This is a genomic window from Macrococcoides bohemicum (genome assembly GCF_016865215.1).
GTDB classification, from domain to species: Bacteria; Bacillota; Bacilli; order Staphylococcales; family Staphylococcaceae; genus Macrococcoides; species Macrococcoides bohemicum.
This window is the reverse complement of record NZ_CP054482.1, coordinates 178,695-205,496: the sequence shown is the minus strand read 5'-3', so window position 1 is coordinate 205,496 and position 26,802 is coordinate 178,695. Positions and strand designations below refer to the sequence as shown.

The 26,802-nt window shown below is 34.2% G+C and carries 27 protein-coding genes and 1 riboswitch; of the genes, 12 read left to right on the top strand and 15 right to left on the bottom strand.

Going from position 1 to position 26,802, the window contains the following annotated elements:
• Window positions 1-107 precede the first annotated feature (107 nt).
• The 4 genes from HT586_RS01065 to HT586_RS01050 all read left to right on the top strand — a co-directional run bounded on the left by HT586_RS01065 (window position 108) and on the right by HT586_RS01050 (window position 6,079).
• Window positions 108-968 (top strand): PPK2 family polyphosphate kinase, encoded by an 861-nt coding sequence (locus tag HT586_RS01065; protein WP_203546041.1) that lies wholly within the window; start codon window positions 108-110, stop codon window positions 966-968.
• 77 nt (window positions 969-1,045) lie between these two features.
• Window positions 1,046-1,141, top strand: a riboswitch (SAM riboswitch).
• Between the two features lie 90 nt (window positions 1,142-1,231).
• Window positions 1,232-2,509 (top strand): O-acetylhomoserine aminocarboxypropyltransferase/cysteine synthase family protein, encoded by a 1,278-nt coding sequence (locus tag HT586_RS01060; RefSeq protein WP_203546040.1) that lies wholly within the window; start codon window positions 1,232-1,234, stop codon window positions 2,507-2,509.
• Window positions 2,510-3,298, top strand: a complete 789-nt coding sequence (locus HT586_RS01055) for a homoserine O-acetyltransferase/O-succinyltransferase family protein (protein ID WP_203546039.1) — start codon at window positions 2,510-2,512, stop codon at window positions 3,296-3,298.
• 126 nt (window positions 3,299-3,424) lie between these two features.
• Window positions 3,425-6,079, top strand: coding sequence for an HAD-IC family P-type ATPase (locus tag HT586_RS01050; RefSeq protein ID WP_203546038.1), 2,655 nt, complete (start codon window positions 3,425-3,427; stop codon window positions 6,077-6,079).
• A gap of 178 nt (window positions 6,080-6,257) precedes the next feature.
• On the opposite strand, the gene HT586_RS01045 is transcribed toward HT586_RS01050, so the two are convergent.
• A complete protein-coding gene (locus HT586_RS01045; protein ID WP_203546037.1) occupies window positions 6,258-7,610 on the bottom strand; it encodes a sensor histidine kinase in 1,353 nt (450 codons plus the stop codon).
• Window positions 7,603-8,274 carry a response regulator transcription factor gene (locus tag HT586_RS01040; RefSeq protein WP_203546036.1) on the bottom strand — a complete coding sequence of 224 codons (672 nt, stop codon included), beginning with the start codon at window positions 8,272-8,274 and terminating at the stop codon, window positions 7,603-7,605. Before HT586_RS01040 ends, HT586_RS01045 begins: the two co-directional genes overlap by 8 nt.
• An 81-nt stretch (window positions 8,275-8,355) precedes the next feature.
• Between HT586_RS01040 and HT586_RS01035 the strand changes: the two genes are divergently transcribed.
• Entirely contained in the window at window positions 8,356-9,381 is a 1,026-nt protein-coding gene (locus HT586_RS01035; RefSeq protein ID WP_111745296.1) for an ABC transporter permease, read from the top strand.
• Window position 9,382: 1 nt separating this feature from the next.
• Window positions 9,383-10,054, top strand: a complete 672-nt coding sequence (locus tag HT586_RS01030; RefSeq protein WP_203546035.1) for an ABC transporter ATP-binding protein — start codon at window positions 9,383-9,385, stop codon at window positions 10,052-10,054.
• A 72-nt stretch (window positions 10,055-10,126) separates the two neighbouring features.
• Here the strand turns inward: HT586_RS01030 and HT586_RS01025 are convergent, their stop codons facing one another.
• From HT586_RS01025 to HT586_RS12480, 4 genes are all read right to left on the bottom strand, one after another.
• Window positions 10,127-11,674 (bottom strand): solute symporter family protein, encoded by a 1,548-nt coding sequence (locus HT586_RS01025; RefSeq protein WP_096077626.1) that lies wholly within the window; start codon window positions 11,672-11,674, stop codon window positions 10,127-10,129.
• Window positions 11,671-11,982, bottom strand: a complete 312-nt coding sequence (locus tag HT586_RS01020) for a DUF485 domain-containing protein (protein WP_096077627.1) — start codon at window positions 11,980-11,982, stop codon at window positions 11,671-11,673. The genes HT586_RS01025 and HT586_RS01020 overlap by 4 nt, the downstream gene beginning before the upstream one ends.
• 194 nt (window positions 11,983-12,176) lie before the next feature.
• Complete coding sequence (locus HT586_RS01015; RefSeq protein WP_331253713.1) at window positions 12,177-12,569, bottom strand: MFS transporter; 393 nt, start codon at window positions 12,567-12,569, stop codon at window positions 12,177-12,179.
• A gap of 17 nt (window positions 12,570-12,586) precedes the next feature.
• Window positions 12,587-12,718 carry a hypothetical protein gene (locus tag HT586_RS12480; protein WP_257790028.1) on the bottom strand — a complete coding sequence of 44 codons (132 nt, stop codon included), beginning with the start codon at window positions 12,716-12,718 and terminating at the stop codon, window positions 12,587-12,589.
• 73 nt (window positions 12,719-12,791) lie between these two features.
• Between HT586_RS12480 and HT586_RS01010 the strand changes: the two genes are divergently transcribed.
• Window positions 12,792-13,514, top strand: a complete 723-nt coding sequence (locus tag HT586_RS01010) for an alpha/beta hydrolase (RefSeq protein ID WP_203546033.1) — start codon at window positions 12,792-12,794, stop codon at window positions 13,512-13,514.
• Between the two features lie 12 nt (window positions 13,515-13,526).
• Here the strand turns inward: HT586_RS01010 and HT586_RS01005 are convergent, their stop codons facing one another.
• The 3 genes from HT586_RS01005 to HT586_RS00995 form a co-directional block, all read right to left on the bottom strand.
• Window positions 13,527-14,432 carry an ABC transporter permease subunit gene (locus HT586_RS01005; protein WP_203546032.1) on the bottom strand — a complete coding sequence of 302 codons (906 nt, stop codon included), beginning with the start codon at window positions 14,430-14,432 and terminating at the stop codon, window positions 13,527-13,529.
• Complete coding sequence (locus tag HT586_RS01000) at window positions 14,429-15,025, bottom strand: ABC transporter permease subunit (RefSeq protein ID WP_262492351.1); 597 nt, start codon at window positions 15,023-15,025, stop codon at window positions 14,429-14,431. The genes HT586_RS01005 and HT586_RS01000 overlap by 4 nt, the downstream gene beginning before the upstream one ends.
• 325 nt (window positions 15,026-15,350) lie before the next feature.
• Window positions 15,351-16,925 carry an alanine/glycine:cation symporter family protein gene (locus HT586_RS00995; protein ID WP_203546031.1) on the bottom strand — a complete coding sequence of 525 codons (1,575 nt, stop codon included), beginning with the start codon at window positions 16,923-16,925 and terminating at the stop codon, window positions 15,351-15,353.
• 228 nt (window positions 16,926-17,153) lie between these two features.
• Here HT586_RS00995 and HT586_RS00990 point away from each other — a divergent pair, with 228 nt between their 5' ends.
• Both HT586_RS00990 and HT586_RS00985 read left to right on the top strand, forming a co-directional pair.
• A complete protein-coding gene (locus HT586_RS00990) occupies window positions 17,154-18,047 on the top strand; it encodes a TIGR01777 family oxidoreductase (RefSeq protein ID WP_203546030.1) in 894 nt (297 codons plus the stop codon).
• Window positions 18,037-18,408, top strand: a complete 372-nt coding sequence (locus HT586_RS00985; protein WP_111745305.1) for a YbgA family protein — start codon at window positions 18,037-18,039, stop codon at window positions 18,406-18,408. The genes HT586_RS00990 and HT586_RS00985 overlap by 11 nt, the downstream gene beginning before the upstream one ends.
• Window positions 18,409-18,421: 13 nt before the next feature.
• Here the strand turns inward: HT586_RS00985 and HT586_RS00980 are convergent, their stop codons facing one another.
• From HT586_RS00980 to HT586_RS00970, 3 genes are all read right to left on the bottom strand, one after another.
• Complete coding sequence (locus tag HT586_RS00980) at window positions 18,422-18,595, bottom strand: hypothetical protein (protein ID WP_157742234.1); 174 nt, start codon at window positions 18,593-18,595, stop codon at window positions 18,422-18,424.
• Window positions 18,596-18,677: 82 nt separating this feature from the next.
• Entirely contained in the window at window positions 18,678-20,009 is a 1,332-nt protein-coding gene (locus tag HT586_RS00975) for an MBL fold metallo-hydrolase (protein WP_203546029.1), read from the bottom strand.
• 20 nt (window positions 20,010-20,029) lie between these two features.
• Complete coding sequence (locus HT586_RS00970) at window positions 20,030-22,516, bottom strand: DsrE/DsrF/DrsH-like family protein (RefSeq protein WP_203546028.1); 2,487 nt, start codon at window positions 22,514-22,516, stop codon at window positions 20,030-20,032.
• Window positions 22,517-22,668: 152 nt separating this feature from the next.
• On the opposite strand from HT586_RS00970, the gene HT586_RS00965 reads away from it, so the two are divergent.
• The 3 genes from HT586_RS00965 to HT586_RS00955 are packed head-to-tail and all read left to right on the top strand — an operon-like array spanning window position 22,669 to window position 23,983.
• On the top strand, window positions 22,669-22,929 hold the full coding sequence (locus tag HT586_RS00965) for a metal-sensitive transcriptional regulator (protein ID WP_096077637.1): 261 nt from the start codon (window positions 22,669-22,671) through the stop codon (window positions 22,927-22,929).
• A gap of 5 nt (window positions 22,930-22,934) precedes the next feature.
• Entirely contained in the window at window positions 22,935-23,231 is a 297-nt protein-coding gene (locus tag HT586_RS00960; RefSeq protein WP_188017825.1) for a rhodanese-like domain-containing protein, read from the top strand.
• On the top strand, window positions 23,231-23,983 hold the full coding sequence (locus HT586_RS00955; RefSeq protein ID WP_238999286.1) for a sulfite exporter TauE/SafE family protein: 753 nt from the start codon (window positions 23,231-23,233) through the stop codon (window positions 23,981-23,983). The genes HT586_RS00960 and HT586_RS00955 overlap by 1 nt, the downstream gene beginning before the upstream one ends.
• 24 nt (window positions 23,984-24,007) lie before the next feature.
• Here HT586_RS00955 and HT586_RS00950 read toward each other — a convergent pair whose 3' ends face one another.
• The 3 genes from HT586_RS00950 to HT586_RS00940 form a co-directional block, all read right to left on the bottom strand.
• Entirely contained in the window at window positions 24,008-24,700 is a 693-nt protein-coding gene (locus HT586_RS00950; RefSeq protein WP_096077640.1) for an ABC transporter permease subunit, read from the bottom strand.
• A gap of 1 nt (window position 24,701) precedes the next feature.
• Window positions 24,702-25,541: an ABC transporter ATP-binding protein gene (locus tag HT586_RS00945; protein ID WP_096077641.1), complete on the bottom strand. Its 840-nt coding sequence runs from the start codon at window positions 25,539-25,541 to the stop codon at window positions 24,702-24,704.
• A gap of 81 nt (window positions 25,542-25,622) precedes the next feature.
• Window positions 25,623-26,651: a LytTR family DNA-binding domain-containing protein gene (locus HT586_RS00940; RefSeq protein ID WP_238999284.1), complete on the bottom strand. Its 1,029-nt coding sequence runs from the start codon at window positions 26,649-26,651 to the stop codon at window positions 25,623-25,625.
• Window positions 26,652-26,802: the final 151 nt, after the last annotated feature.

Below are 26,802 nucleotides of genomic sequence, written 5' to 3'. Positions count from 1 at the left end.
CATCTTATTTCATAAGGATTATTATTAAATTATAACAAATAGATATAAATACTGTTTACTTCTATAGTTGCTAGGGAATACATTCAAAAAGTATATGGAGGGTTTCTATGGACATTAACCAATATAAAGTAATACCTAATACTAAATTTGATTTTAATAATTATAAATCAACAGAAAATGAAAAACAAAATAATGATAAGATAAAAGCGGATATCGTACCTGTTTTAACAGAAAAACTTGAAAAACTCCATCTAAAATTACATGCTGCTGAAAAGAATGGTATCATCGTTGTATTGCAGGCGCTAGATGCTGCCGGAAAAGATGAAGTTATCAGTTATATCTTCTCTAATCTAAGTGCACAGGGATTAAAGACTACTTCTTTCGGTAAGCCGAATGACACAGAACTTAAACATGACTATTTATGGCGTTATCATGAAGGTTTACCTGAGCGTGGGCAAATTGGAATTTTTAATCGCTCATACTATGAAGATGTACTTGCGCCAAGAATACATGATTCTGTTGCGACACACGAAACACCAAATAATGAAGTAGATGAATCAATTTGGAAAACACGATATCGTCAAATCAATGATTATGAACGTTATTTAACTGAAAATGGATTTGAAGTGATTAAATTCTTCTTCAACATGTCAAAAGATGAGCAACGTGATCGTTTACTTGAGCGAATGACTAATAAAGATAAGAACTGGGAATTTTCATTCAATGACGTAAAAGAGCGTGAGTATTGGGATGACTACCAAAAAATATTCTCTGAAATGTTAGAAGCAACATCTACTGAACATAGCCCGTGGTTTGTTTTACCTGCAGATGATGAATGGCATACAAGACGTATCGTTACAGAAGTTATGATAGATACGATAGAACGATTAAAGCCTGAGTTTCCTGAAATTTCACAAGAAAATCAAGAGAAACTAGAGGAATATATCAATAAATTAAAGCATAACTAACAAATGATTTTAAAATAAATGTTTGACAATTCAGAACAATCGTTTTAGAATAATGTTTAATTCTTACAACTAAATATAACTTATCCAGAGTGGTGGAGGGACTGGCCCCATGAAACCCAGCAACCTATTCAATTAGGTGCTAATTCCAGCAGGTATAACCTGAAAGATGAGCTTATGAGTCTACTTCTTTGAGGTAGGCTCATTTTTTGCTCCTCTTATTAAATTTAGTGTGGAATACAATTTAATGCCAGGAGGAATTTATAATGACAAAACAGTACAGATTTGAAACTTTGCAAGTTCACGCAGGACAAGTCATCGACAAGGAAACGAACGCACGTGCACTCCCTATTTATCAAACAACATCATTTACATTCAACGATACGGAACATGCTGCAAATCTCTTCGGTTTAAAAGAATTAGGTAATATATATTCAAGACTTACAAATCCTACAACAGCTGCTTTTGAGACACGTGTTGCTGAACTTGAAGGCGGCGTGGCTGGTGTCGCAGTCGCTTCAGGAATGGCTGCCATTACTTATGCAATACAAACTATTGCGAACAGCGGTGACCACATTGTAGCAACTACAAGCTTATATGGCGGAACACACACTTTATTTGAACACACATTCAAGAAATTCGGTATTGAAGCAACACTCGTGGATACGACAAATTTAGAACATGTAAAAGAAGCATTAAAAGAAAATACGAAAGCTATTTTTGTAGAAACTATCGGTAATCCCGAAGGAAATGTTGAAGATATTGAAGCACTTGCAAACATTGCACATAATCATGGTATTCCTTTAATCGTCGATAATACTTTTGCTTCTCCTTATCTGTGTCGTCCAATTGAGTTTGGCGCAGATATTGTCGTACATTCCGCAACTAAATTTATAGGAGGACATGGTACTTCAATTGGTGGGGTCATTATTGACAGTGGCAATTTTGACTGGAATAACGGTAAGTTTAAAAACTTATCAGAACCTGATCCTAGCTATCATAATCTCGTTTTTACCGAAGCTTTTGGTGAAGCAGCCTATGCTTTTAAGATACGTACAACACTACTCAGAGATACTGGTGCAGCAATTTCACCGTTCAATTCATTTCTATTAACTCAAGGATTAGAAACACTTTCTCTTCGTGTAGAGCGTCACGTGGAAAATACAAAAAAGGTAATCGCGTTTCTTTCAAATCACGATAAAGTCGCGTGGATTAAATATGCAGATACACCAGAGAGTCCATACAAAACATTACAAGAAAAATATTTACCTAAAGGTGCAGGTTCTATCTTTACGTTTGGAGTTAAGGGTGGACGTGAAGCCGGCAAGAAGTTTATCGAATCACTTAAGCTCTTCTCTTTACTTGCAAATGTTGGAGATGCAAAATCACTTATCATTCATCCCGCTTCTACTACACATGCACAACTTACAGAAGCTGAACAGCTCGCAGCAGGTGTAAGTCCAGAAACGATTCGAATTTCTATTGGCATTGAACATATTGATGATATCATCGCAGACCTGGAACAAGGATTAAGTGTGATTTAATTGAATATTCCTCGTATCCTTATCATTAATTTAATGCCAAATAAATTCGAGACGGAACTGCAGTTTAAACATCATTTTAATACAGCTATGATTGATTTTTTATATTTAAAGACACATCGAACTAATACCGAAAAGAGAAATTATGCTAAGCAACATTATATAAATTTCGACCAAGCTAAACAACACGATTATGATGCGTTAATCGTGACAGGAGCACCTGTAGAGCATCTCCCTTTTGCATCTGTATATTATAATGATGAACTTAAAAGCATCATAGATTGGTCTAAAGCACAACAACAAACGCGTTTATTTATTTGCTGGGCAGCACAATTTGCACTACATCACTATTACAATATTGAGAAATTCACTTTTAAAGGTAATAATAAATTGTTTGGCGTTTATTCTTATGATGTTCTGGCAGATCATCCTTTAACAAAAAATTATCAAAGCTATTATATACCCCAATCTCGTTATACTAATTTTGGGATACAGGATATTAAAGATAAGACTGACTTAACCATAGTCAGCACTCATCCTGAATTTGGTGCAGATTTATTAATTTCAAAAGATAATAAAGACATTTATATAAATGGTCATTTAGAGTATGCACCTAATACGCTTCATACGGAATATATTCGTGATTGCAAAAAAGGGCTAACAATTTCATTACCTGAAAATTACTACGCTCATGATAATTCTAGTAATTTGGTAATGCGACGTTGGAAGCCTTTTGCTGATTCATTTTTCAATGCCTTTGTAACTATGGTTAATACTGATAAAAGCAAGTAATAATATTAAAAATTCACAAAGATTTAATCATTGTGTTAATTCCTATTAAATACATTCCTTTCGTTAGAATTACTTAATTATTTGCGTTACGATAAGAGTAATACTATACGCAAAGGAATGTTCATTATGAAAAATGAAAAATGGTATCAACTCACAATCGATGACACGATTCTTGCATTTCACACCTCTATAAAAAGCGGTTTGTCCCATGAACAAGTTGAAGCAAACCGGTTAACTTATGGTCTTAATGCACTCCCAGCAAAGCGAGACAAACCTAAAATCATTAAGTTTTTCGGTCACTTTAACGATATTTTAATATATGTATTACTAGTTGCTGCAGCTATTACAGGATTTTTAGGACACTTTCTTGATATGTCGGTTATCATTCTTGTTGCAATTATTAATGCAATCATTGGTTATGTACAGGAATCTCGTGCTGAAAAAGCTTTAGAAAGCATTCGTAAAATGATGACGAGTGAGGCTGTAGTAATTCGTGATGGCCGTAGTCAAACTATTCCCGGCGAACAATTGACAATCGGAGATATCGTTATTTTATCATCCGGTGAGAAGATACCTGCAGACTTACGTTTAATCGAGGCGAATAATCTAAAGATTGAAGAGTCTGCTTTAACCGGCGAATCTGTCCCAGTCCAAAAAAATACACGTAAAATCTCAGAAGATGCTGCACTCGGTGATAGAAAAAATATGGCTTATTCAAGCTCATCTATTACTTCAGGTTCTGGAATAGGTGTAGTTGTTGCAATCGGAAAAGACACTGAACTTGGTAAAATTAATCAGGCAATGACTGACACAGAACAGATGACGACCCCATTGATGCAACAAACGGGTCAATTCGGTAAATCAGTGAGTATTGGTATTGTTGTAATTTCTATCGCAATTTATTTATTTGGTTTGTTTTATCACAATTATCCAGCAGACGAACTACTCTTATCTGTTATCGCGCTTGCAGTTGGTGCTATACCTGAAGGATTGCCTGCTGTTATTTCAATTATTTTAGCACTTGGCGTACAGTCGATGGCAAAGAATAATGCAATCGTAAAGAACTTACCTTCAGTGGAAACTTTAGGTTCAGTTTCAGTTATCTGTACCGATAAAACTGGTACGCTTACAAAAAACGAAATGACTGTGACTTCAATTGATTTAATGCATAATCGTTATAAAGTTACGGGCACAGGTTATGAGCCAATCGGAGAAATTATACCCGAGCTAACTGAAACACCCGAAACAGAACAAGAATTATACCAGTTCCTAACATGCGTCAAAACAGTCAATGAAGCACGTCTCTCACAAGATGAAAATGGTCATTTTCAAATTACCGGTGAGCCTACTGAAGGCTGCTTAATGACACTCGCCCATAAAACGGATTTAGAAATTCCAAACTTACAGGCAATCGATAAAATCCCTTTTGATTCACTATATAAATATATGGCATATCTCGTCGAAGATCAGGGCAAGAAACGTATTTATATTAAAGGAGCACCTGACAGAATATTCGATCGTGTATTTACCAATTCTGATGATAGACAAGTATGGGAAGATAAATTAAGTGTAATCGCTAAAGAAGGTAAACGATTAATTGCTGCAGGATATAAAGATGTGCCTAATGATACAACTACACTTTCACATGACGATTTACAAAGTGGCATCACTTTACTTGGGTTAGTAGGGATTATAGATCCACCACGTGAATCTTCAATAAAAGCGGTAAATGAATGTCAAAAAGCTGGAATTGCAGTAAAAATGATTACAGGTGACCATAAAGAAACTGCAATGGCGATTGGGAAACAACTCGGAATCGGTGATGGTACAAAGGCTATCGAAGGTCGCGAACTAGATAATATGGATGAAGAGACACTATACCAATCAGCGATTGAATACGATGTGTTTGCAAGAACAAGTCCGGAGAATAAATTACAACTCGTAAAAGCATTGCAAAAACATGACGAAATAACATCGATGACCGGTGATGGTGTTAACGACGCACCAGCATTAAAACGCGCCGATATCGGTGTTGCAATGGGCATTAAAGGAACTGAAGTGTCTAAAGATGCTGCGCGTATGATACTGGTTGATGATAATTTTGAAACAATTGTAGATGCGGTACGTGAAGGACGTCGTGTCTATGATAATCTAAAGAAAACAATACTATTCATTTTACCGACAAACGGTTCTCAAGGATTACTCATTTTAGCAGCGATTCTATTTGGTATTTCCATACCACTTACTCCTGTCCAAGTACTTTGGGTGAACATGGTAACAGCGATTACCATATCTTTTGCGCTTGCATTTGAACCACTAGAACCTGGTGCAATGAACAGAAAGCCAAGGCATAAATCTACACCGCTACTAAGTAATTATTTCTTATTTAGAATACTACTCGTATCAGTCATTGTAGCTGGTGGAATACTTCTTGCAAATATGTACTTGAGTCATCTAGATCTACATAAAACTGTACTGAATACAATCACATTGCAATCACTAGTATTTGCATTAATCTTCCATCTATTTAATTGCCGACACTTAAATCAATTTGCAATCAATCAAGATTTCTTTAAGAACAAAGTCGCATTTATCGTATCTGGTTTACTCATCACACTACAATTACTCATTACGTATGTGCCATTCTTTAATACGATATTAAAAACTGCCCCACTGACATTTTCACAATGGATGATTCCCATAGGTATCGGAACTGCTGTTTTTATCCTGATTGAAATCGAGAAATGGGTCACAAGAAACATATTTAAATATGAAGCATAACTATGATGAGAGGCTGGGACAGAAGTGTTCTGCCACAAGCAAAAACCGAACAAAACTAATAAATCGTTCTTTGATTTATAGTTTTTTGTTCGGTTTTTGTCGTAGGGGCAACTTCTGTTCCGCCGTTTAAGCTGTTAAACAGAAGAGGGCTAAGACTCATGTCGCACCCGCTTATTTATTAAAGTAATTCAATTATTATCGTTGTTCCTTTATCTATCTCACTATCGATATCGATAGTAAAGTCATGTACATCTAAAATCACTTTTACGATTGCCATTCCTAATCCATTTGATGTGATATTATCTTCGTTCACATTCGACTTATAGAAACGCTCAAAAATCATTTTTCTCGTCTCATCAGTCATCCCATAGCCATGATCTTCAATAATGAATAGTTTATTATCCTGTTCTTCTTTCAGTTCAATATGAATTTCACTGTCATTCGGACTATATTTAATCGCATTAGATAATAAATTAGTAATCATTTGATAGCATAGTTCTCTATTTCCCAGGACATATACATCTTCTAACGTGGTACTCAAAAATATATCTTTCTGATTAATTGTATACATATTATCTCGAATAACTTCCTGAATAAGCATTTTAAAATTAAAGTTTTGTTTCGTTAATGATATTTTATTCTGCTCAATTGAGGCTAAAAGTAATAACTGCTTCGTCAGACCACTTAAACGTAATGATTGATGTTCAATCTGATTAAGTAAACTCAAATCTTCTGTATCTTTGAATTTATTTATTTGCCCGATTAAGTTAGTAATCGGAGATTGTATTTCATGACTTACATTTGCCACAAATCGATGATTGATTTCTTCATGTTGCTTAATCTTCTTACTCATCTCATTCATTTCTTCAGCAAGAACACCTAATTCATCTTTACGATTAACCGTTGTTTGGTAACCACTTTGTTCACCAATGCGTTGCGCGGCTTTTTTTAGTTCGATTACCGGGTGCACAATATATTTTGATGAAATAAAGACAAGTAACATCGATATAAGAATAGTTAATACAAGCAATACTGCTAAAAATGAGCGGAATTCATTCATACTTTCGCCAACATCGGGTCTTATAAATACTGTATATTGCTGATGATTGATGCGCATTTTCGTTCCTACTGTATTGCTTGACTCATTATCAAAAAATCCAGTGATGAATAGATTGAATGGTCGATTTTTAATACCGTGATAAACGCCGTCTCGTTCCATTTTAATTTCATCTAATCTAAGGTTATCTATCCTGAACTTTGTGCCATAATTCTGTTTTGAATCGTTGTTATTAATCACCAGTACTTGAAAATTCAAATTTCCAAGTTGGGTAAAGAATTCTTGTGGTTTTATTTGAGGGTGTTTTTCAATATATTTTTTTTGAGATAATAGTACTTGCGTCACCCTCGCATCATTTTGTTCTTTCAATGTGACGTGATAATACATATTAGCAATAACAAAAGCAATTACTGCACTAATGAGCATGACATGGAGCGTTGTAACAATAAACCTTGTTGATAAATGTTTAAACATGATGCACCTTGTACCCTACACCACGTACTGTTACGATTTCCATTTGCGTATCATAATTTTCTAATCGCTTCCGTATGCGTTTAATATGAACATCCACGGTACGTTCATCTCCCTCAAAATCCTGTCCCCAAATTGCTTCAATTAATTGCTCTCGAGTAGCGATATTAGGTTGGTGTTTAACTAAATAATACAGAAGTTCAAATTCTTTTCGCGGCAAATAAAGTGTGTCCTGATGAATATGGAGTTCATATGTATCCTGATCAAGTTCCACATTACCTATTTTTATTGATGTGATATCTAAGTTATAACGTTTTAAGATTGCATTCGCTCTAAAAAGTAATTCGTCAAACTCAAAAGGCTTTGTAACATAGTCATCGCTACCCGCTTCAAAAGCGATGCGCTTATCACCCAATGCATCACGTGCTGTAAGCATAATAACCGGTAATTGATAACTTTCTTTTATGGTTTCACACAATTCAAATCCGTTCATCCCCGGCATCATAATATCAACTACACACAAATCTATCTTCTCATTTTCCAGTACTTTAAGAGCAACCTCTCCACTTTCCGCACTAAATACTTCATAATGATGTTTTATAAATCCTTCCACTACTTGATTTCTTATACTTTGTTCATCATCTACAATTAAAATTTTATTTTTCATCCAATATACTCCTTTGTTCATATTCTGTTCATATTGATTGTTTATGATAACACTATCAACAAAACGAGAAAGGTGATCATTATGAATTTAGCACTTAAAGAAATTAAGTATTACAAAATGAAATATGTATTGATTGCTGCAATCATATTTCTATTAGCATTCCTGGTATTATTTGTTTCAAGTTTAGCACAAGGTTTAGGAAAAGATAATATTTCATTTATAGAACATATGGATGGTAAGTATTTTGTCGTATCAGAAGATGCAGATAACAATTTGCTCAACGCACCACTTGATAAAGAAGATGTAAAAGTTTTAAAAGATTTTAATATTCCTTTAGTTCAGATGCAACCGATTAAAATTCAAAACAACGATAAGTTTTTACTGACTACCATTTCTAAATTACATGCATTGCCAAAAGATGGCGATGTCGCTTTAGATGTTCATCTTAACAAATCATATGACTTAAAAGATAAACTAAATATTGTAGATAGCGAAGAAAATTTACGTATTTCAGACTTTGAAAAATTTCAAATGTATTCTCACATGCCTGTTGGTCTTGTTAATCAAGCAACTTATAACAAAGTTGTACCTCATGAAGCAATCAACACAGCAATCATTAATCAGCATGTATTAGACAATGTTTCAATTAAAGATTTAAAACAAAACTTAAAACATTCTAAAATCATAACACCTGAAGATGCGATGAAAGCTATCCCAAGTTATGAAGCTGAGCAAATGCCTTTAAACTTAATGGTATTTTTCTTATTTTTAATCTCAGCTATCGTCATCACGGTATTCTTCTATATCATTACGATTCAGAAGACAACTGAATACGGCATTTTAAAAGCGATTGGAACAAGTCATAAAAAACTTATATTTAAACTGATTCAGGAAGTATTTATTATAGTAATTTTTAGTGTGTCATTAGCTATCATTATTATTACCGCTATCAATAACTTTATGCCGCCAGGCATGCCATTTTATCTAAATAATAATCTTATTATGATTCTAGCTGGACTGTTCTTATTTGTATCGTTTATTGGTGTAATGTTATCTATCGTCAAGGTGCTTAAGATTGATCCAATAGAAGCAATAGGAGGAGAATAATATGATTCACGTGAAACATCTTTCAAAATCATTTAAACAGGGTGATACTGAAGTTACAGTATTAAAAGATATAAATTTTGAAGTCGCACCAGGTGAAGTCGTTTGTCTATATGGTCCATCTGGTTCCGGGAAAAGTACACTACTCACGATTATTGGTGCGTTACTTAAACCAACAAGTGGTGATGTACTAATTGATAATAGATCAATAACTACATTGAAACAGCATGAGCTTACACAACTTCGTTTAAGTGAAATAGGCTTTATCTTTCAAGCCTCACATCTTGTACCATTCTTAAAAGTGAAAGAACAACTTATGCATGTAGCGCTTGAAAATAAAATGGAGAAGAAAAAAGCGAGCAAACGTGCTGATGAATTACTCAATACTTTTGGACTTGGACATCGTACAAAACAATATCCAAAAAATTTATCAGGTGGAGAAAAACAACGTGTTGCCATTGCACGTGCCTTTATGAATGAACCTTCATTAATTCTTGCTGACGAACCTACAGCAAGTCTTGATTTTGAGCGTGCAACACAAGTGATTGAAGCGATTCGTGAACGTGTAAAAGCACAACAAAGTGCTTGTATCATCATCACTCACGATGATCGTATTTTTAAATATGCTGATCATCTTTATCATTTAGAAGGTGGAAAGATGGCAAAAGAAAGATAAGTATACACAAAATAAACCAAAGACATATTAACGTCTTTGGTTTATTTTTATGGGAGAATTTCTTATTTTTCTTTAATGTGTAACTTCTGAAGTTGCGATACCAGTCACTGACTTAACTTGAACTTCCTTAAATTTCTCTTCTGTATCTGCCTTACCTAAAAATGTACCTAGAAATGCAGCGATGAAACCTGCTGGTACAGAAATAATCGCTGGATTTGCAAGCGGGAAAATAGGGTCCATATTAATAAAACCTGTTCCTGCCGGATTCATAACATTCGGACTTAAAATCACTAATATAATAGATGTCAAAAGCCCTACAACGATTCCTGCTATAGCACCTTGCGTATTAAATCTCTTCCAGAATATCGTATAAACGATTACCGGTAAGTTTGCACTCGCTGCTACACAGAATGCCAAAGATACTAAGAAAGCAACGTTCATATTTTGTGCAAATAGCGCTAATATAATTGAAAGAATAGCAACTGCTAATGAGGCAATCTTTGCTGCACTCATTTGTTCTTTCTCACTAATGTTACCCTTCTTAATAATCTCACCATAAATATCATGTGCAAATGCAGAAGCACCCGATAACACAAGACCTGCAACAACCGCTAAAATCGTTGCAAATGCTACTGCGCATACAAATGACATGAGTAAATCTCCGCCAAGTTTATCTGCCAGTAACGGTGCAGCCATATTTCCAGCAGGATTCGCTTTTAAAATTTCTTCTCGAGATAAAAGACTAGCAGCACCAAAACCTAAGAATATGGTTAAGATATAAAATATACCGATAATCCAGGTAGCCCACATTACAGAACTTCTTGCTGTTTTAGCGTCACTTACCGTAAAGAAACGCATTAAAATATGGGGTAAACCTGCCGTTCCAAATAACAGGGCAATAATCAGTGAAATATTATCAAGGGGTGATTTACCTTGCGAACCTGGATTAATATATTCTCCTTTAAAGTCAGCTGATTTAATATTTTTCATCTGACCAAACATTTCAGCAATGCTGAAGTTAAAGTGTTTTAATACTAGAAAAGAAATGATGAGCGTTCCAACCATTAGAAGAATTGCTTTGACCATCTGAACCCAACTTGTTGCCGTCATCCCACCAAACAATACATAAACCGTCATCATAATACCGACTATAATAACAGCCCAAGTATATGGAATATTAAATAACAGTTGAATTAATGCACCTGCTCCAACAAGTTGTGCTAACATATAGAATATTACAATCGTGATTGATGAAACTGCAGCCATCGCACGCACTTTCTTTAATTCAAAACGTGCTGCGATCATATCTGCTAAAGTATATTTCCCTAAATTTCTTAATGGTTCAGCAACGATGTATAATACAATTAAATACGCCGTTAAATATCCAATACTATAGAAGAAGCCATCGAATCCCCAAAGTGCGATAGCTCCGGCAATACCTAGAAATGATGCTGCCGATAAATAATCTCCTGCAATCGCTAAACCATTTTGCCAACCCGTTAAACCTCCACCAGCAGTATAAAAATCTTCAGCAGAATTCGTTCTTTTTGAAGCAAAATATGTAATAAGTAGCGTTAAACTTACAAAAAATAAAAACATGCTAATGACTGTCATATTCATGAGCGAGACCCCCTTTTGTACTCATTAATGATTCGCTCACTTGCGGCATCGAACTGCTTCGCTTTACTCATATAAATTGTGACTAATGTCCAGACCATCACAAATAATAATAATGCATAAATCCATGCCCATGAAATATTCCAGAAAGCAATATTATTCAAAATTGTCGTATAACCTGTCAGAATCGGAAAGAGCAATGTAGCAACGATAAAGAACAAAGTAATAGGAAAAATAAACTTTTTTCTCGTCGCAACTAGATCATTGAAATCTTTCGATGCTGCAATTTTGTTATAATCCTGTTGATTCATGAAATCATCTCCTCTTTATGTAGTATGAAAAATTCCTCCCAAGTTTCATTTTATTGATTTGTCAGAATATTGTCAATTTTTGAAATAAAATAACCGTTGATATATTAATCAACGGCTTTATACGAATATTTAAATGATAATAGTGCCAAAACAATAAATATCCCCCCTACAATCATTAATGCATTATATGGTAATTACCAGGCAATAATAAGACCGCCAATTGCTGCTCCTAATGCCATTCCAAATTGGGTAGATGACGTACTAAATGTTTGATTGAATCCTGCATTTATATCTGCAATTTGAATTAAGCGCATTTGTGTCGGTGCATTCATAGACCATCCAGTTAGGCCAAACAACATGACATTGATACTTAATGTCCATACATTATACTGTGTCACAATAAAAGCAAGCAGCACAAAGAAATAAACTGTCATTAGCATCGTTAATGTCTTTTTAACCCCTAGTTTCTCTGTAAATATACTTCCTAAACCACTTCCAGCTATGCCACTTATACCGTACAGTAAATATAGAAAACTCACTATAGATGCTTGTAAACCTAATTGATTAAAGTAAGGCGTTAAATACATATACAAAATACTTTAACCTACAAAAATAAGAACGATTGCATATGTGTAAATAGTATTCGATGATCTTTCAAAGCGCCCCACTGATTAAAAAATGACGTCGTTTCTTTACCTAGAGATTCAAGTTCTGCCATCACTTCTTCAAACGTCATTTTTCCATCCCCTAACAACTCATAGTATAATGAATATTACATTTATTATACTGATTACAATGGAGGTACTCCAATGATAAAAGTAAAAAATCCAGATCCAATATATTTAGAAGGAAATGAACACGCAATACTTCTTCTCCATACATTTACAGGAACAGTTAGAGATGTTAAACAACTGGGTCACTATCTTCATGAACAAGGTTACACAGTCCTCATTCCGTCGTATCCAGGGCACGGATTGCCTATCCAGGATTTTGTGAAATACGATATCGATGACTGGTGGAAAACTGTTGAAGAAAGCTATTTAAAATTAAAAGATCAATATAACACGATTTCATTAGTCGGTGTCTCTTTAGGTGGTTTATTTTCACTTAAGCTCGCAGAAAAATACGATGTTAATCAACTTATCGTGATGAGTGTACCAATGAAAAAAGATACAGAAGGAATTAAATACCGTTTAAAACAATTTGCACCGAGAATGCATAAGGTCATCTCTTCTGAACCATTCTCAGAATCAAATTATCAGCTTATCGATAATTACACAGGTGCCAGTAAGTTTGTTGATTATATTGAAAATATAATCAACAACTTAAGTAAAATTAATAGTCCAACTATCATACTTTATGGTGATCGTGATGATATGAGCTATCATGAAAGTGCTCAATTCATTTATGATAGTATTCAGTCCAAAAAATTTATTAATCATTATGGTAATGCTGGTCATTTAATGACAGTAAGTAAAGATAAAGAAAGAATTTATACAGATATATTGCATTTTTTAAAGCAGGATAACTAATATCCCGCTTTTTTACATAGATTTATATTCTGTTTCAAGTGCATCGGCCAACATTTGTATTGCAATTAATATTAATACCACAAATGTACAAGGCACCATAAATGTCCACCACGAAGAATATAATTCTGTCATATGGTACCCTAATAACGTCGTAAGCTCCGGCATAATGAGTGTAAAATCGTTACCTAAACATGCTTCAAAACCATCACATGTCTTCGTTCCCCCAAAGAAAATACGGAAAAATGAAATATGGCTAAGTACCATTAATGCTTGATATAACATACGTACAAAGATAATCAATAATCTATTCTTTATATTAGGATAGACATGACGGATTAATTTTTGTGTCTTGCTGGCACCGATTACTGTTGCCGCATCCATATATTCTGTATTTAATACCTGCCTTACCTGATCTCTAACGACCACCATCGTCGTTGGTACCATCACTAGCGCAATCACGATTAACATGTAACCTATTCTAAACGTCATATCGTAGCTGAACTTACCTTTTACAGCTGTCAGCACTGGAAATAACAACATAAATGTAACGATTGCCTGTGGTATAAAGTAATAAGCATTTAAAAATCCATCTGTAACAATATCTACCGTTCCTTTACGAAAAGCGAGATAACTTCCAAGAATAACGGCAATGATAAAAGAAATAAGTACTATCCCAATGACAAAGATAAACGTGATGCGATAACCGTGCCAGCTTTCCATAAATATTGAAGCACCAAAACGGTCTGTACCGAACCAATTCACAACGCCTGGTGGCACTGGATTTTTTATTTCACTTGTCATCACGTTAAATTTATATACTTTTACTTTGTTCTGAAAAATATCAAAGTAAAGGACACTTGTAATAAAAGGTAAGATGAGGATAATTAATGCCAGCCAAATCTTTAATAATTTCCTCATAACTTCACCCCAGTTCTAAATTCAACGAGTTTCTGAATGACAAATAAAACGAGATATATCGGAACAAACATCAGTACTAATATCGTCATTAACATAATTGGAGCATGATAGTAATATAAAAATTGTGTTGCTCCAAAATAACCTAATATCACTTCCATAATTAATAGACTGGAGAGTGTCATCCAGACAACTTGCTTAAAATTGATGTAAAATGTTATCCATACATTAGACAGCACATGTCTTAACAGGATTTCAAAATCATTAAGTCCTTTTGCGCGTGCGAGTACCACATAATCTTTGTCAAGTTCCTCGGTAATTACCTGATCCAAAATTTTATAAAGCTGTACAAAAGGAATTACAGATAGCATGATCGAAGGAAAAACAATAGCTTCTTGTTCCCCATAACTTGCTACTTCCATTATCAATATACCTGTTTGCTGATAGAAAAAGATAATAAAGACAATGACACAAGGAATATAAAAAATATCCGGTAAATAACCCAAAATTTTTACGATATGTTTCATTATGTAATCAATCACCTTAAACCTTTTGGCAATGACAACACAAAATATACTTAAGATACTTCCGAGCATTATACTCAAAAATAAAATAAGCATCGAATTTCGCCATGGTCTAATAATAAAGGATAAAAATGGATTTTCTATGTAACTGCCGGGTGTCTTAAATGTAACTTTATCAATATGTATCAATTGTTCAAGAAACTGTGGAAAAGCATCAAAAAAATGAGATAAATCAAATTTAAAATTCTGATTAAAAAGTAAAATAAAGGAACTCAATAGAAAAAAATTAAGCAATACTAATATTATTTTAATTACATTTACAAATAATTTATTCAATATCGTGTCACTCCTCTCTGAATATTAAGCACAAAAAAGACAGCGATGGCTGTCTTTATGTTTAATGTGCTTTTTCATCAAAGTGTTCTTTTCTTAAACGTTCCGGATAATCTTCTAACCAGAATGTCGCGTTCGGTAATTCTTTTGGGTCTGGATGATACACTGCATAGCGACCTGATCCTTTTTCTTTCTTTTGTTTTTCAAAGTCTTTCAATGCACGTAATGCTGGTTTATGTAGAATCCAGATTGCGATAATGTTACACCACGCCATTAATCCTACACCAAGATCCCCCATTGCCCACGCAACGTCTGCTGTTTTTATTGCACCGTAGAATGTTGCACCAACAATAATTAAACGTGTGACGTTAATTAAAAACTTATTTAAAGATACACTACCATTTTTCGTCAAATAAGATACATTGGTTTCTGCTATATATGCATATGCTAATATGGTAGTAAATGCAAAGAAGAACAGTGCAATGGCAACGAAATATGAACCAATACCCGAATATGCCGGGTCAAATTGATAACCACTTCCATGGAATGCTTTATCAATACCCGCTTGAACATACATTGCTGTTCCAGAGTAGTCCTTCTCTCCATCAGCATTTAGTGCATATACACCGCCATCGTTAATTAAGTTCGGCATATCACCCTTCATCGCGCCGTCCGTTGTATTGAATGTACCTGATAATAAAATAATTAATGCTGTTGCAGTACATACAAACAACGTATCAACATATACCGAGAAAGCTTGAACTAAACCTTGTTTAGCAGGGTGTGATACTTCTGCTGCTGCTGCCGGATGAGGCCCTGTACCTTGACCAGCTTCATTAGAATAAAGTCCACGTTTAACACCGATTTCAATCATTGCACCAAGTATCCCACCAAACGCTGATTCCATATTGAATGCTGACTTGAATATTAATGCAAATAAACCAGGAACTTTATCAATATTAAGAACAATAATAACAACCGCTAATAAAATATATAAGATTGCCATAAAAGGGACTACTGCAGTCGCTACAGATGCAATCCAGCGAACGCCTCCAAAAATAATTAATGCTAAAATCACCACAAGTGCTATACCGATAATCCATCCTTCGAATCCAAAAGCATTCTTCATAGAACTTGCAATGGCGTTAGATTGAATACCAGGTAATAATAATGCTGTTGATACTATTGCCAGTATTGCGAATAATATCGCATAACCTTTCGCAAATCTGCCTTTCATTCCTGCTTCAATATAATATGCGGGACCCCCACGATACTCACCGTTAATCTCTCTCTTATAAATTTGAGCTAGTGTAGATTCGATGAATGCTGAACTCGCACCCAAAAACGCTGTCATCCACATCCAGAATACAGCTCCCGGGCCACCGATATAAATTGCTGTTGAAACACCGACTATATTACCCGTCCCTACACGTCCAGCAAGCGATAAAGCAATTGCCTGGAAACTAGAAATTCCTGTAGGTGACTTCTCCCCTTGAAACATCAGTCGGATCATCTCTTTTAAATGCCTGACTTGAAAGAACTTCATCATTAATGAAAATGAAATCCCTGTAATTAACAACCCATACACTAACGGTTTACTCCACACAATATCATTTAGAAAACTCACAATACCTTCCATAACTACACCCCTTTAATGTATTAACGAGAAATACTTACTTCTATATTATATAGTCACATATTACATGTTGCAATAGTATTTATTTATTATTCTGAATATTTAATTAAATATTCATTCTAAAACATTGCGATTTAGGGGTTCAATGATTAATAAATAATCATTTCCAATGAATAAATAAGCGATAATCGATATAATAGTATAAAATACCAATACTGATGGAGGTTGCATATGAACATTTTAATTACAGGCGGTACAGGACTAGTAGGTTCAGCTCTTATAAACACTATTCAGCAAAAATATAAACATGCGCATATTTATATTACAACGAGAAGCGATAAACAAAGTTCGAATGGCATCAGCTATATCAGCTGGAAAAAAGATGATTGGTATAAGGCAGTACCACAATTAGATTTAGTAGTTAATCTGGCTGGGGCATCTTTAAATAAGAGATGGACGAAAGAACATAAAGAAGCGATCATCAAAAGTCGTATTGAAAGTACTGAAAAGCTTATTCCGTTATTTGAATCTCTCAACAAGAAACCTTTCTTTATATCAGCAAGTGCGGTAGGTTACTATCCAGCTTCTAAATCATTAACTTATGACGAAACAAATACATTCTTACCATTTGATTTCTTATCAAAGACTGTTTATCTATGGGAACAAACAGCTCGAAAAATTGAATCTTTAGGGGTAGAAACAGCAATCTGCAGATTTGGGATAGTTTTTTCTAACCAAGGCGGGGCATTGCCTTTGATGATAAAGCCTTATCAATTCTTTGCAGGTGGTAATATTGGTGATGGACAGCAGCCATACAGCTGGATTCATATCGAGGATCTTGCAGAAAGTATGCTTTATATTTATGACAAACAATTAACAGGTATATTTAATATGACTTCTCCTCAACCTGTAACACAACAACAGCTCGGAACAGTAATCGCGCGTGTTATACACCGACCACACTGGACGAAAGTACCCAACAAAGTAATGGACATTGTACTAGGAGAGCAATCCGTAATGGTTACAAAAGGACAAAGCGTATTACCGCATCATCTATTGCAGGCGGGATATACATTTAAATATCCTAACGTACAGTTAGCTCTGGAGCAGTTGTATGGTGAATAAAGAAGGAAAGAAAGCAGTTGAAAATCTGTGGCGAAAAGAAAAGTATAAAGTGATGTACTATAATCAGAATCAATATAACTCTATTCGTCAACTGATGCGTGAACAACTGGATGATATACACATATTAGAACAGATTATTTATGAAACATATCGCATGACACCAACGAGAGGCTCGAAGTTAAATAGCTATCAGCATATGTGGGGATATTTTAAAAAAATTGCTACTGAAGATGAAAAATCACAATATCAAACATTTATTCAAAACTTTGATAGCAACGAATCAGAACTTCATATTTTACTAAAGCAACTTGCTGAAAAATATGATGTACAATATTTAAAAAACAGCAGCATCTTATTTTAAAGATGCCGCTGTTTTATTTTATATTAAATTGCTGTTTTAATAAATTTACATCCTTTGTCCAGAAGTAGCGAACATGATTTGCCTGGTACGCGACCTGAATTAAACCATTTGTCATCCAGGCAGATAATAACTCAAAAGGCACACCCATTGCATGAATTTCTTCATCTGTCACAAAATCTTTGTGCATAATATCCCTCTTTAATTGTATGAATTAGTTCATATTTTCAACTACAATACAATTAAAGTCAATATTATAAAGATAATTTATTTTACTGTTTAACAGCACTATATCCACCTTTAATATTTATAATATCGTTATATCCTAATTGATGTAACACACTCACTGCTATCGCACTTCTGACACCTGATTGACAATGAACATAAATTCTTTCATCTTTTTTAAATGGTATTTCCTCTTTTTCTAATTTACCAAAATGCACATGTTTTGCATTATCAAAATGTGATTCTTGCCATTCCAGATTGTTGCGTACATCCAAAATATTAATTTGTGAATGATCGATTGATTTGAAATCTTGTGGTTCAATTTGATTCATTGATTCACTAGACGCATTTTTAATGTAACCAATCACATTATCAAATCCTATTAATTTTAAGTCATTTGCTGCGTTCTGAACTTCTTCGAACGAACCGATTAACTGAATCGGTGTTTCGTAGTCCAGATACCATCCTGCAAACCCTAAAAATTTACTGTTATAAGGCACGTTAATGCCGTCACTTAAGTTATTTAGGTAAATTTCTTTTGCTCTTAAATCAATAACTTTAACACTGTCAAATAATTTTTGTAATGGCGGCACCGGTTTATTATCCATCAATGCTACACCATCGCGATTCATATGTTTCATTTCTTTGAAATAATATGGTGGTTCTGGTTGCTCACTTGTTAATGTTTTAATGAAAGTTGCTTCATCTTTAATTTGAAATGCCCAACTCTTTTCACGTTCATACCCTAAAGTTGTTACCGGAACTGAACCAAGTGACTTACCACAGGCACTGCCTGCACCATGTCCCGGCCATATTTGAATATAATCTGGTAATTCATCCATCTTTTTAAGTGATTCAAACATTGCTTTTGCACCGATTTCAGTAGTATCTTTTATGCCGGCTGCTTCCTCTAATAAATCCGGACGACCGACATCTCCTACGAAGATAAAGTCTCCAGTAAAGAGTCCCATCGGTACTTCTGTTGCATTATCAAACAATAGAAAACTAATACTTTCAGGCGTATGTCCTGGTGTATGGATCACTTTAAGTTTTACATTGCCGACGTTAATAATAACGTCTTCTTTTAGTAATTGATAATCTCCATTAATATGCTGATATGACCAGTCATCTCCACCTAATCCAGAGACAAATGCTTTAGCATTTAACGTTTCATTCGCTTCTCTTAACCCAGAAGCAAAGTCTGCATGAATATGCGTTTCAGTTACTTTATTAATCGTCAGCCCTTCTTGCTCTGCAGCTTCAATATAAGGTGTAAGATCTCTCAGCGGATCGATGATGATTGCTTCTCCTGTCTTTTGACAACCTACTAAATAAGACATTTGTGCTAATTGCTGATTAAAAAATGATTTAAAATACATTGTTTCACCTCCATTATCAATTAAATAAATAAGTTTAAGTTTGCTTTTTCAGTATCACCTAAGTATGTTGCTACACCACCATATTCAACACCTTCAATTAACTCTTCACGTGAAACAGCCATAATATCCATACTCATTGTGCAGGCTACCATCTTGATGCCCATACTTTGTGCTTTTTCAATCATCACTTCTAACGAATCTACTTTCTTCTTATTCATAACATGCTTAATCATTCTAGACCCCATACCACCCATATTCATTTTAGAAATAGGTAATTTTCCTGCATGTTTCGGCATCATTTGACTAAACATTTTATCTAAACCTTGTTTATCTACTTTTATTCCTGGGCGTTTGATTACATTAAGACCCCAGAAAGTAAAGAACATCGTCACTTCTTTACCCATAGAAGCAGCACCGGTTGCTATAATAAATGACGCTAAAGCCTTATCTAAGTCTCCGCTAAACACAACCATTGTAGCACCAGTCTTAGTTTCAACTAATTGGTGACCATTACTATCGTCCATCACATTCACTGGTAGACTCTGACCTTTTTGAATAACGGCAACCACTTTACTTCCTTCTGTCTCATTCTTCACAACTGTATTGCCTGTCACTTTAGCCCATGATTCGATATCTTGACAGAAACCGAAGTCTGTAACGTGGATTTCTAGTTGTTCACCATCCTGCATACCATCTAAATTTTCTTTTACTTTTAATATTGGACCTGGACATTGCAATCCACTTGCTTCTACAAATCTTCTATCTTCTCTTAATGTCATTTGATTCACCTTTTCATTTTGTTCTGTAAAGTTTATATTTTCTTCATTATTTTTATTTATATTCGCCTCATCCTTAATTTGAGATGAGTTTGATGTATTTTGTGGTTGCGATAAGTAATTCTGTTTATATAATTTGTAACCACCATCTAAATTAATAACATCGAATCCTTCATTTTTTAAAATACGGGCTGCATTATATCCACGTTGTCCAACCTGACAATAAATAACAACCGGCATTTGCTTATCAATTTCTGACAAACGCGTTCTTAATTCACCTAACGGTATATTTTTAGCATCTTTAATATGTCCCATTTCATATTCAATAGGTTCTCTTACATCGATAATCTGATGTTCAGTATCCTCAATTTCACTCACCTGCATCAATTTCATGTCATCTTCTAATACATTTTGTGCAATATATCCAGCCATATTCACCGGATCTTTTGCAGACGAGAATGGTGGAGCATATGCAATTTCAATACGTTGTAAATCTGTAACTTTCTGGCCAAATGTAATCGCACTGGCAATTAGATCAATACGTTTATCTATACCTTTTCGTCCAACGATCTGTGCCCCGTAAATCTCTCCTTCTGGAGAAAATATTACTTTGATTGTCATCGGCGCTGCACCAGGATAATAACTTGCATTAGATTGACCAGACACATGAATAACATGATATTGTTTTCCTAAAGTTTTTAAAACCTTCTCATTTAAACCTGTACTCGCAACATTCAGGTCGAACACTTTAGCAATAGCTGTACCAATCGGATTGAATTTCTCGATTGTTTTTCCATTTAAATGATCAGCAAGCAATCTGCCTTGTCGATTAGCAATCCATGCAAGTGGAATGTGAGCATCTTGTTCACTAATCGCATGCGTTACTTCTGCAACATCACCAATGGCATAGATTGATGCATCCGAGGTTTGGAATACGTCATTTGTCTTAATTGCTTTCTTCACACCTAAATCTAATCCTGCTTCCTCTGCTAATGTAGATTCCGGTAATACTCCAATGGCCATAATGATCATATCAGCATTCACAACATCACCATTACTTGATACAACAGTGTGCTCATCTATCTTGTCTATCGATTGCTTCAATCTTAAATCTACACCTTTACTGATCATGTGGTTATGAAGCTCAACTGCCATATCCATATCAATACCCGGCATCACTTGTTCACCTAACTCAAATAAGGCAACATCTAAATCGATTGCTTTCAAGTTCTCAGCCATCTCTAAGCCAATAAACCCTCCACCGATGACTGCTGCTGACTTCACATTATTTTCTTTAATATATGCAATGATTTTATCCATATCCGGAATATTTCTTAATGAAAATACATGCTCAAGATCCGCACCTTCAATAGGGACGTGAATAGATTTTGCACCAGTTGAAAGTATTAAGACATCATATGCCATTTCACTTGGTTGTCCATCCCTCTCAATCGTAATTGTTTTGTTTTCTCTGTTAATTGCTACGACATTTGTATCTGTCATAACATTGATATTCATTCTACTTTCCATAAGTTCTGGTGTCTGAATCAATAATTTACTTCTATCTTTTATTTCATCACCAATGTGATATGGTAATCCACAATTAGCAAACGAAACGTAGCTACCTCTTTCGATTAAAGTAATTTCATCTTGTTCATTTAGTCTTCTTAAACGTGCTGCTGCTGTAGCACCACCTGCCACTCCACCAACGATCACTATTTTTCTGTTCATTAATTTTTCCTCCTCAATTAAATACCTATAGGGGTATATTAAACTATATATACCAGCATGTCAAATACCCCACCCCCTATTTTTATAATTGACAAAAATACCCCATTAGGTATATAGTAATAGACATTACAAAACAGAAAGAGGTTATAACTATGGAATACGATAAAAGTGCAATGAACAGACTTAAGCGTATACAAGGCCAATTAAATGGTGTCATTAAAATGATGGAAGAAGGAAAAGATTGCAGAGACGTTGTCATGCAGCTTAGCGCATCACGTAGTGGGATTGAACGCTTAATTGGAGTGATTGTTAGTGAAAATTTAACTGAATGCGTTAAAGAAAGCGTTAAAAATAATGAAGATACAGATGAACTTGTAAAACAAGCTGTTGATCTGTTAATAAAAAGTAGGTAATTAAAATGACAAACTATCAAACAATTAATGTCGAAACATTAAAATCACTATTAGACCAGAAAAAAATCAATCTCATCGATGTGAGAGAAGTTTATGAATATGAAGAGCATCATATTCAAGAAGCAGTTAATATACCCCTATCAGTATTAGCAGAAAATACTGATCAGTTCAATAAAGATGAACACTATCACATCATTTGCAGATCAGGTAACCGAAGTGGGCAAGCTTCTCAGTATTTAAGTGGTTTAGGAATAAAAACGACTAATGTAGATGGTGGCATGCTAGATTGGGAAGCTTTATAGTGGCATTTATATTATTTGCTATTATTGGAGCACTCGGTGCATTCCTTTCAGGGCTTATTGGTATTGGTGGTGCAATTATTATGTATCCGATGCTACTATTTATTCCACCAGTATTTAATATCGATATGACACCAACAGCAGCAGCAGGTCTCACTGCCGCTCAGGTATTCTTTAGTACATTAAGTGGTAGTATTAGCCAAAGAAAAAACGAAAACCTTAATTCTTCTATTATAATACCGATGAGTATCGGTATTCTTTCAGGAAGTATTACAGGCGCATATGTCGCATCGGTATTTGATGAAAGTATCATCAATATCGTGTATACATTTCTCGCTATTGTGGCGGTCATCCTTATGTTTATTAAAGTGAACCCAAATGACACGAATGCAAAGTATAATAAAATAGCATTATTTATTGTAGCTGCATTAATAGGAATATTATCAGGAATTGTAGGTGCTGGAGGAGCATTCTTAATCGTACCGATCCTGCTTACATTCTTTAAAGTACCCTTTAGAGTTGTTGTTGCTAACAGTATCATCGTTGCTTTCGTATCATCAATCGGCACATTCTTCACGAAATTCATAACAGGCAGTGTCGATATTGAACATGCACTACCGTTAATTATCGCCAGTTTAATATTTGCTCCACTTGGCACAAAAGTATCTAAACAAACAAATCAAACAGTATTAAGATATATACTGACTGCTTTAATAATCATCTCAGCGATTAAGATGATTATGGATATAATATAAAAGAGAGCCGAGTGGCTCTCTTTTTTAATCTATGGAGTTTTTCTTGAACAAAAATGCTGTGATAATAAACGAAATGAGTGTCCAAATCCCAATAATAATAATATGTTTTATATCATTATTTTGAGCTAATAAGTCATATTGCGCTGTAGGACTATAACTATTGAGTTTCACAAAGAAATTATCTTTATCAAACCCCATATTAGAGAAGGTTGGTGCCATTGCAAATAAAAATAGTACTGGTAAATAGTATACACTAGTTTCAGATACATTCTTAACTGCTAAACCTATAGCAATTCCTATAAATAGGAAAAATAAGAATAATAGAATAAATCCTATAATCATTTTTCCATTTGTAAGTACACTGACATCTATAATTATTAGGCTTATAAAAATCGTAATTATAGTAAAGAAACTCACTACTAAACTTTTGCCTATAAGAATATCCAACATCGATGCAGGGGAATTAACAAGTCCCCTTAAGGTATTCTTCTCTTTTTCTTCAGCTATCATTGTCATCATTGTTCCAGTCAAGACTGCCCCTAAACAAATTGCAATCATTAATATTGCCAGACTTTTCCCCCCCTCTCCTTGTAAAGGAGTTTTACTAAATATTAAAGACATTACAATTGGCAATATCGGCATCGTAAGTAACATCATATTTCTCATAAATTCTTTGAAATCTTTCTCTGCAATTGCCATTACTCTGTTCATTTTCATCTTAAACAAGCTCCTTTCCAGTCACTTTAATAAATACTTCGCCTAATGTCGGTTCGTTTGTATAAATACGTTTCACTTGTTTCGTATTGAGTAAATCTGTAATTTGCATTACATCTTCTTTATGCACTCTTTTCTTCTCTAAATTATTCATTTCCACGGTAATTGTCTGATCTGAATGTTGATATCTCAAATTATCTGGTGTATCCAGTGCAATAAGTTTTCCGTTATTAATTAACGCAATGCGATCACATAAACTTTCCGCTTCATCCATATCATGCGTTGTTAAGAATATCGTTGTGCCACTTTCTTTTAATTTTAATAAACCTTTATGAATATGTCTTGTCGTATTTGGGTCTAGGGCTGAAGTTGGTTCATCCAGGAATAATAGTTTAGGTTGATGGATTAGAGCCTTTGCAAGCAGTATTCTTTGACGCATCCCTTTCGATAACTTTTTAACCACTGTTTTCTTCTCATTTTCTAATTGTACAAATGAAAGTACTTCATCAATTCTATTTACAGGCTGCTTATAAAGCCCTGCAAACATTTTTAAATTATCAAATACTGATAACCTTTCATAAAGCGCACTATTATCTGAAAGTATCCCAATCTGTTCTCTAAACTCTGCTGTTTGAAGTGCTTTATCTTTATATTTAAATACTTGAATGCTACCTTCTGTAATAGATGTTTCTCCTGTTAGCATCTTAATCGTCGTTGTCTTTCCTGAGCCACTCGGTCCAAGAAGACCAAATATCTCACCTTCATTAATATTTAAAGATAAATGATTCACTGCTTTTTTACTGTCGTACATCTTTACTACGTCATTCATTTGTATAAGTGTCATAAAAATAGCCTCCAATCAATTTGTTACCCAAATTGTATTAAAGACTATGATTCCTCACTATAAAATGTACGTCAAATGTACTTAATTTTCCGTGAATTGTACCGTATGACTATTAAAATATCCTTGAATTTCTTTCACTTTGTTACGTGACAAAGGTACAAATGTATTTTCCAACCCATCTATTTTAATCGAATATGAATTCTTCGACCAAGTAATCATCTCTGTTACTTTCTGCAGATTGATAATATAAGAACGATGACATCTATAGAAACCATATACTTTCAGTTTTTCTTCAAGTTCATTTAAAGTGTAATCCGCTTTAAATGATTCGCCATTGAAATGAATATTTACTTTTCCTTCTGCTCCTTCAATATAATCGACATCTTCAGGATTAATAAATAGTGTTTTATCTTCTGACTTGGCGGTTATTCTAAATACGTTACTACGGGAGAAATTCGAATTTATTTCTTGGGAAATATTTTTTTGATTGTGCTTATTTATCACACTATCTAGCACATCGCTATTATTAAATGATTGAGCAGATTGTTCTTTTTCAACTGAATCAGCTGCTTCGTTCGATTCTTCTCTGTCTTCATATACTTCTAAACGTTTTAATTGAGATCTTTTCACCTGATAAATTTCATTTGATAATAATAATCCATGGTCTAAATATGAAAGAATATGTAGAATTTTATGATCAGCATTAAATTGTGAGAGTACATTTAAGATTGTATCAACTGTCTCCACTTTTAAATTATGTAATATATCTTTAAAAATGATAAATTTATTATCCTGTACATATGCCAAAGCTACTTTCAGTAACACAAATTCATCATATTCTAATTTCTTCACTTTAACATTGCTATATTCAAGTAACATAAACTGTCGTAAAATATCATCTATATTATAGGTTGCACCGAACCATCTCATATAAAATTTTAATTGTTCTTTCACTGTTAAACGTTCATGAAAAGGTGTATTAAAAGTTTCTATCCATTCATCTCGTTGATTAAAATAAGCTATAATTTCTTTTTGCTGATTCGTATTTGAAATGATACATGCATGATTCTTGAAATCTAATGTTTGTAAATGATTAATTAAGTTGGTCATACATCCTCCCAATAGTAGTAAGTTATAGGAAATATATAGATACTATAAATCTATTATACATTAACCGTGATGTGCATATTGGATTATCGAATATCAAAAAAGCCTGTGAATTCACAGGCTTTAAAAGTAACTTAATTAATCATTTTTATTT

Coding starts and splice junctions, on each gene's coding strand:
- HT586_RS01065 (WP_203546041.1), top strand. CDS start 108: ATGGACATTAACCAATATAAAGTAATACCTAATACTAAATTTGATTTT.
- HT586_RS01060 (WP_203546040.1), top strand. CDS start 1,232: ATGACAAAACAGTACAGATTTGAAACTTTGCAAGTTCACGCAGGACAA.
- HT586_RS01050 (WP_203546038.1), top strand. CDS start 3,425: ATGAAAAATGAAAAATGGTATCAACTCACAATCGATGACACGATTCTT.
- HT586_RS01045 (WP_203546037.1), bottom strand. CDS start 7,610: ATGTTTAAACATTTATCAACAAGGTTTATTGTTACAACGCTCCATGTC.
- HT586_RS01040 (WP_203546036.1), bottom strand. CDS start 8,274: ATGAAAAATAAAATTTTAATTGTAGATGATGAACAAAGTATAAGAAAT.
- HT586_RS01035 (WP_111745296.1), top strand. CDS start 8,356: ATGAATTTAGCACTTAAAGAAATTAAGTATTACAAAATGAAATATGTA.
- HT586_RS01030 (WP_203546035.1), top strand. CDS start 9,383: ATGATTCACGTGAAACATCTTTCAAAATCATTTAAACAGGGTGATACT.
- HT586_RS01025 (WP_096077626.1), bottom strand. CDS start 11,674: ATGAATATGACAGTCATTAGCATGTTTTTATTTTTTGTAAGTTTAACG.
- HT586_RS01020 (WP_096077627.1), bottom strand. CDS start 11,982: ATGAATCAACAGGATTATAACAAAATTGCAGCATCGAAAGATTTCAAT.
- HT586_RS01015 (WP_331253713.1), bottom strand. CDS start 12,569: ATGTATTTAACGCCTTACTTTAATCAATTAGGTTTACAAGCATCTATA.
- HT586_RS12480 (WP_257790028.1), bottom strand. CDS start 12,718: ATGACGTTTGAAGAAGTGATGGCAGAACTTGAATCTCTAGGTAAAGAA.
- HT586_RS01010 (WP_203546033.1), top strand. CDS start 12,792: ATGATAAAAGTAAAAAATCCAGATCCAATATATTTAGAAGGAAATGAA.
- HT586_RS01005 (WP_203546032.1), bottom strand. CDS start 14,432: ATGAGGAAATTATTAAAGATTTGGCTGGCATTAATTATCCTCATCTTA.
- HT586_RS01000 (WP_262492351.1), bottom strand. CDS start 15,025: ATGCTCGGAAGTATCTTAAGTATATTTTGTGTTGTCATTGCCAAAAGG.
- HT586_RS00995 (WP_203546031.1), bottom strand. CDS start 16,925: ATGGAAGGTATTGTGAGTTTTCTAAATGATATTGTGTGGAGTAAACCG.
- HT586_RS00990 (WP_203546030.1), top strand. CDS start 17,154: ATGAACATTTTAATTACAGGCGGTACAGGACTAGTAGGTTCAGCTCTT.
- HT586_RS00985 (WP_111745305.1), top strand. CDS start 18,037: ATGGTGAATAAAGAAGGAAAGAAAGCAGTTGAAAATCTGTGGCGAAAA.
- HT586_RS00980 (WP_157742234.1), bottom strand. CDS start 18,595: ATGCACAAAGATTTTGTGACAGATGAAGAAATTCATGCAATGGGTGTG.
- HT586_RS00975 (WP_203546029.1), bottom strand. CDS start 20,009: ATGTATTTTAAATCATTTTTTAATCAGCAATTAGCACAAATGTCTTAT.
- HT586_RS00970 (WP_203546028.1), bottom strand. CDS start 22,516: ATGAACAGAAAAATAGTGATCGTTGGTGGAGTGGCAGGTGGTGCTACA.
- HT586_RS00965 (WP_096077637.1), top strand. CDS start 22,669: ATGGAATACGATAAAAGTGCAATGAACAGACTTAAGCGTATACAAGGC.
- HT586_RS00960 (WP_188017825.1), top strand. CDS start 22,935: ATGACAAACTATCAAACAATTAATGTCGAAACATTAAAATCACTATTA.
- HT586_RS00950 (WP_096077640.1), bottom strand. CDS start 24,700: ATGAAAATGAACAGAGTAATGGCAATTGCAGAGAAAGATTTCAAAGAA.
- HT586_RS00945 (WP_096077641.1), bottom strand. CDS start 25,541: ATGACACTTATACAAATGAATGACGTAGTAAAGATGTACGACAGTAAA.
- HT586_RS00940 (WP_238999284.1), bottom strand. CDS start 26,651: ATGACCAACTTAATTAATCATTTACAAACATTAGATTTCAAGAATCAT.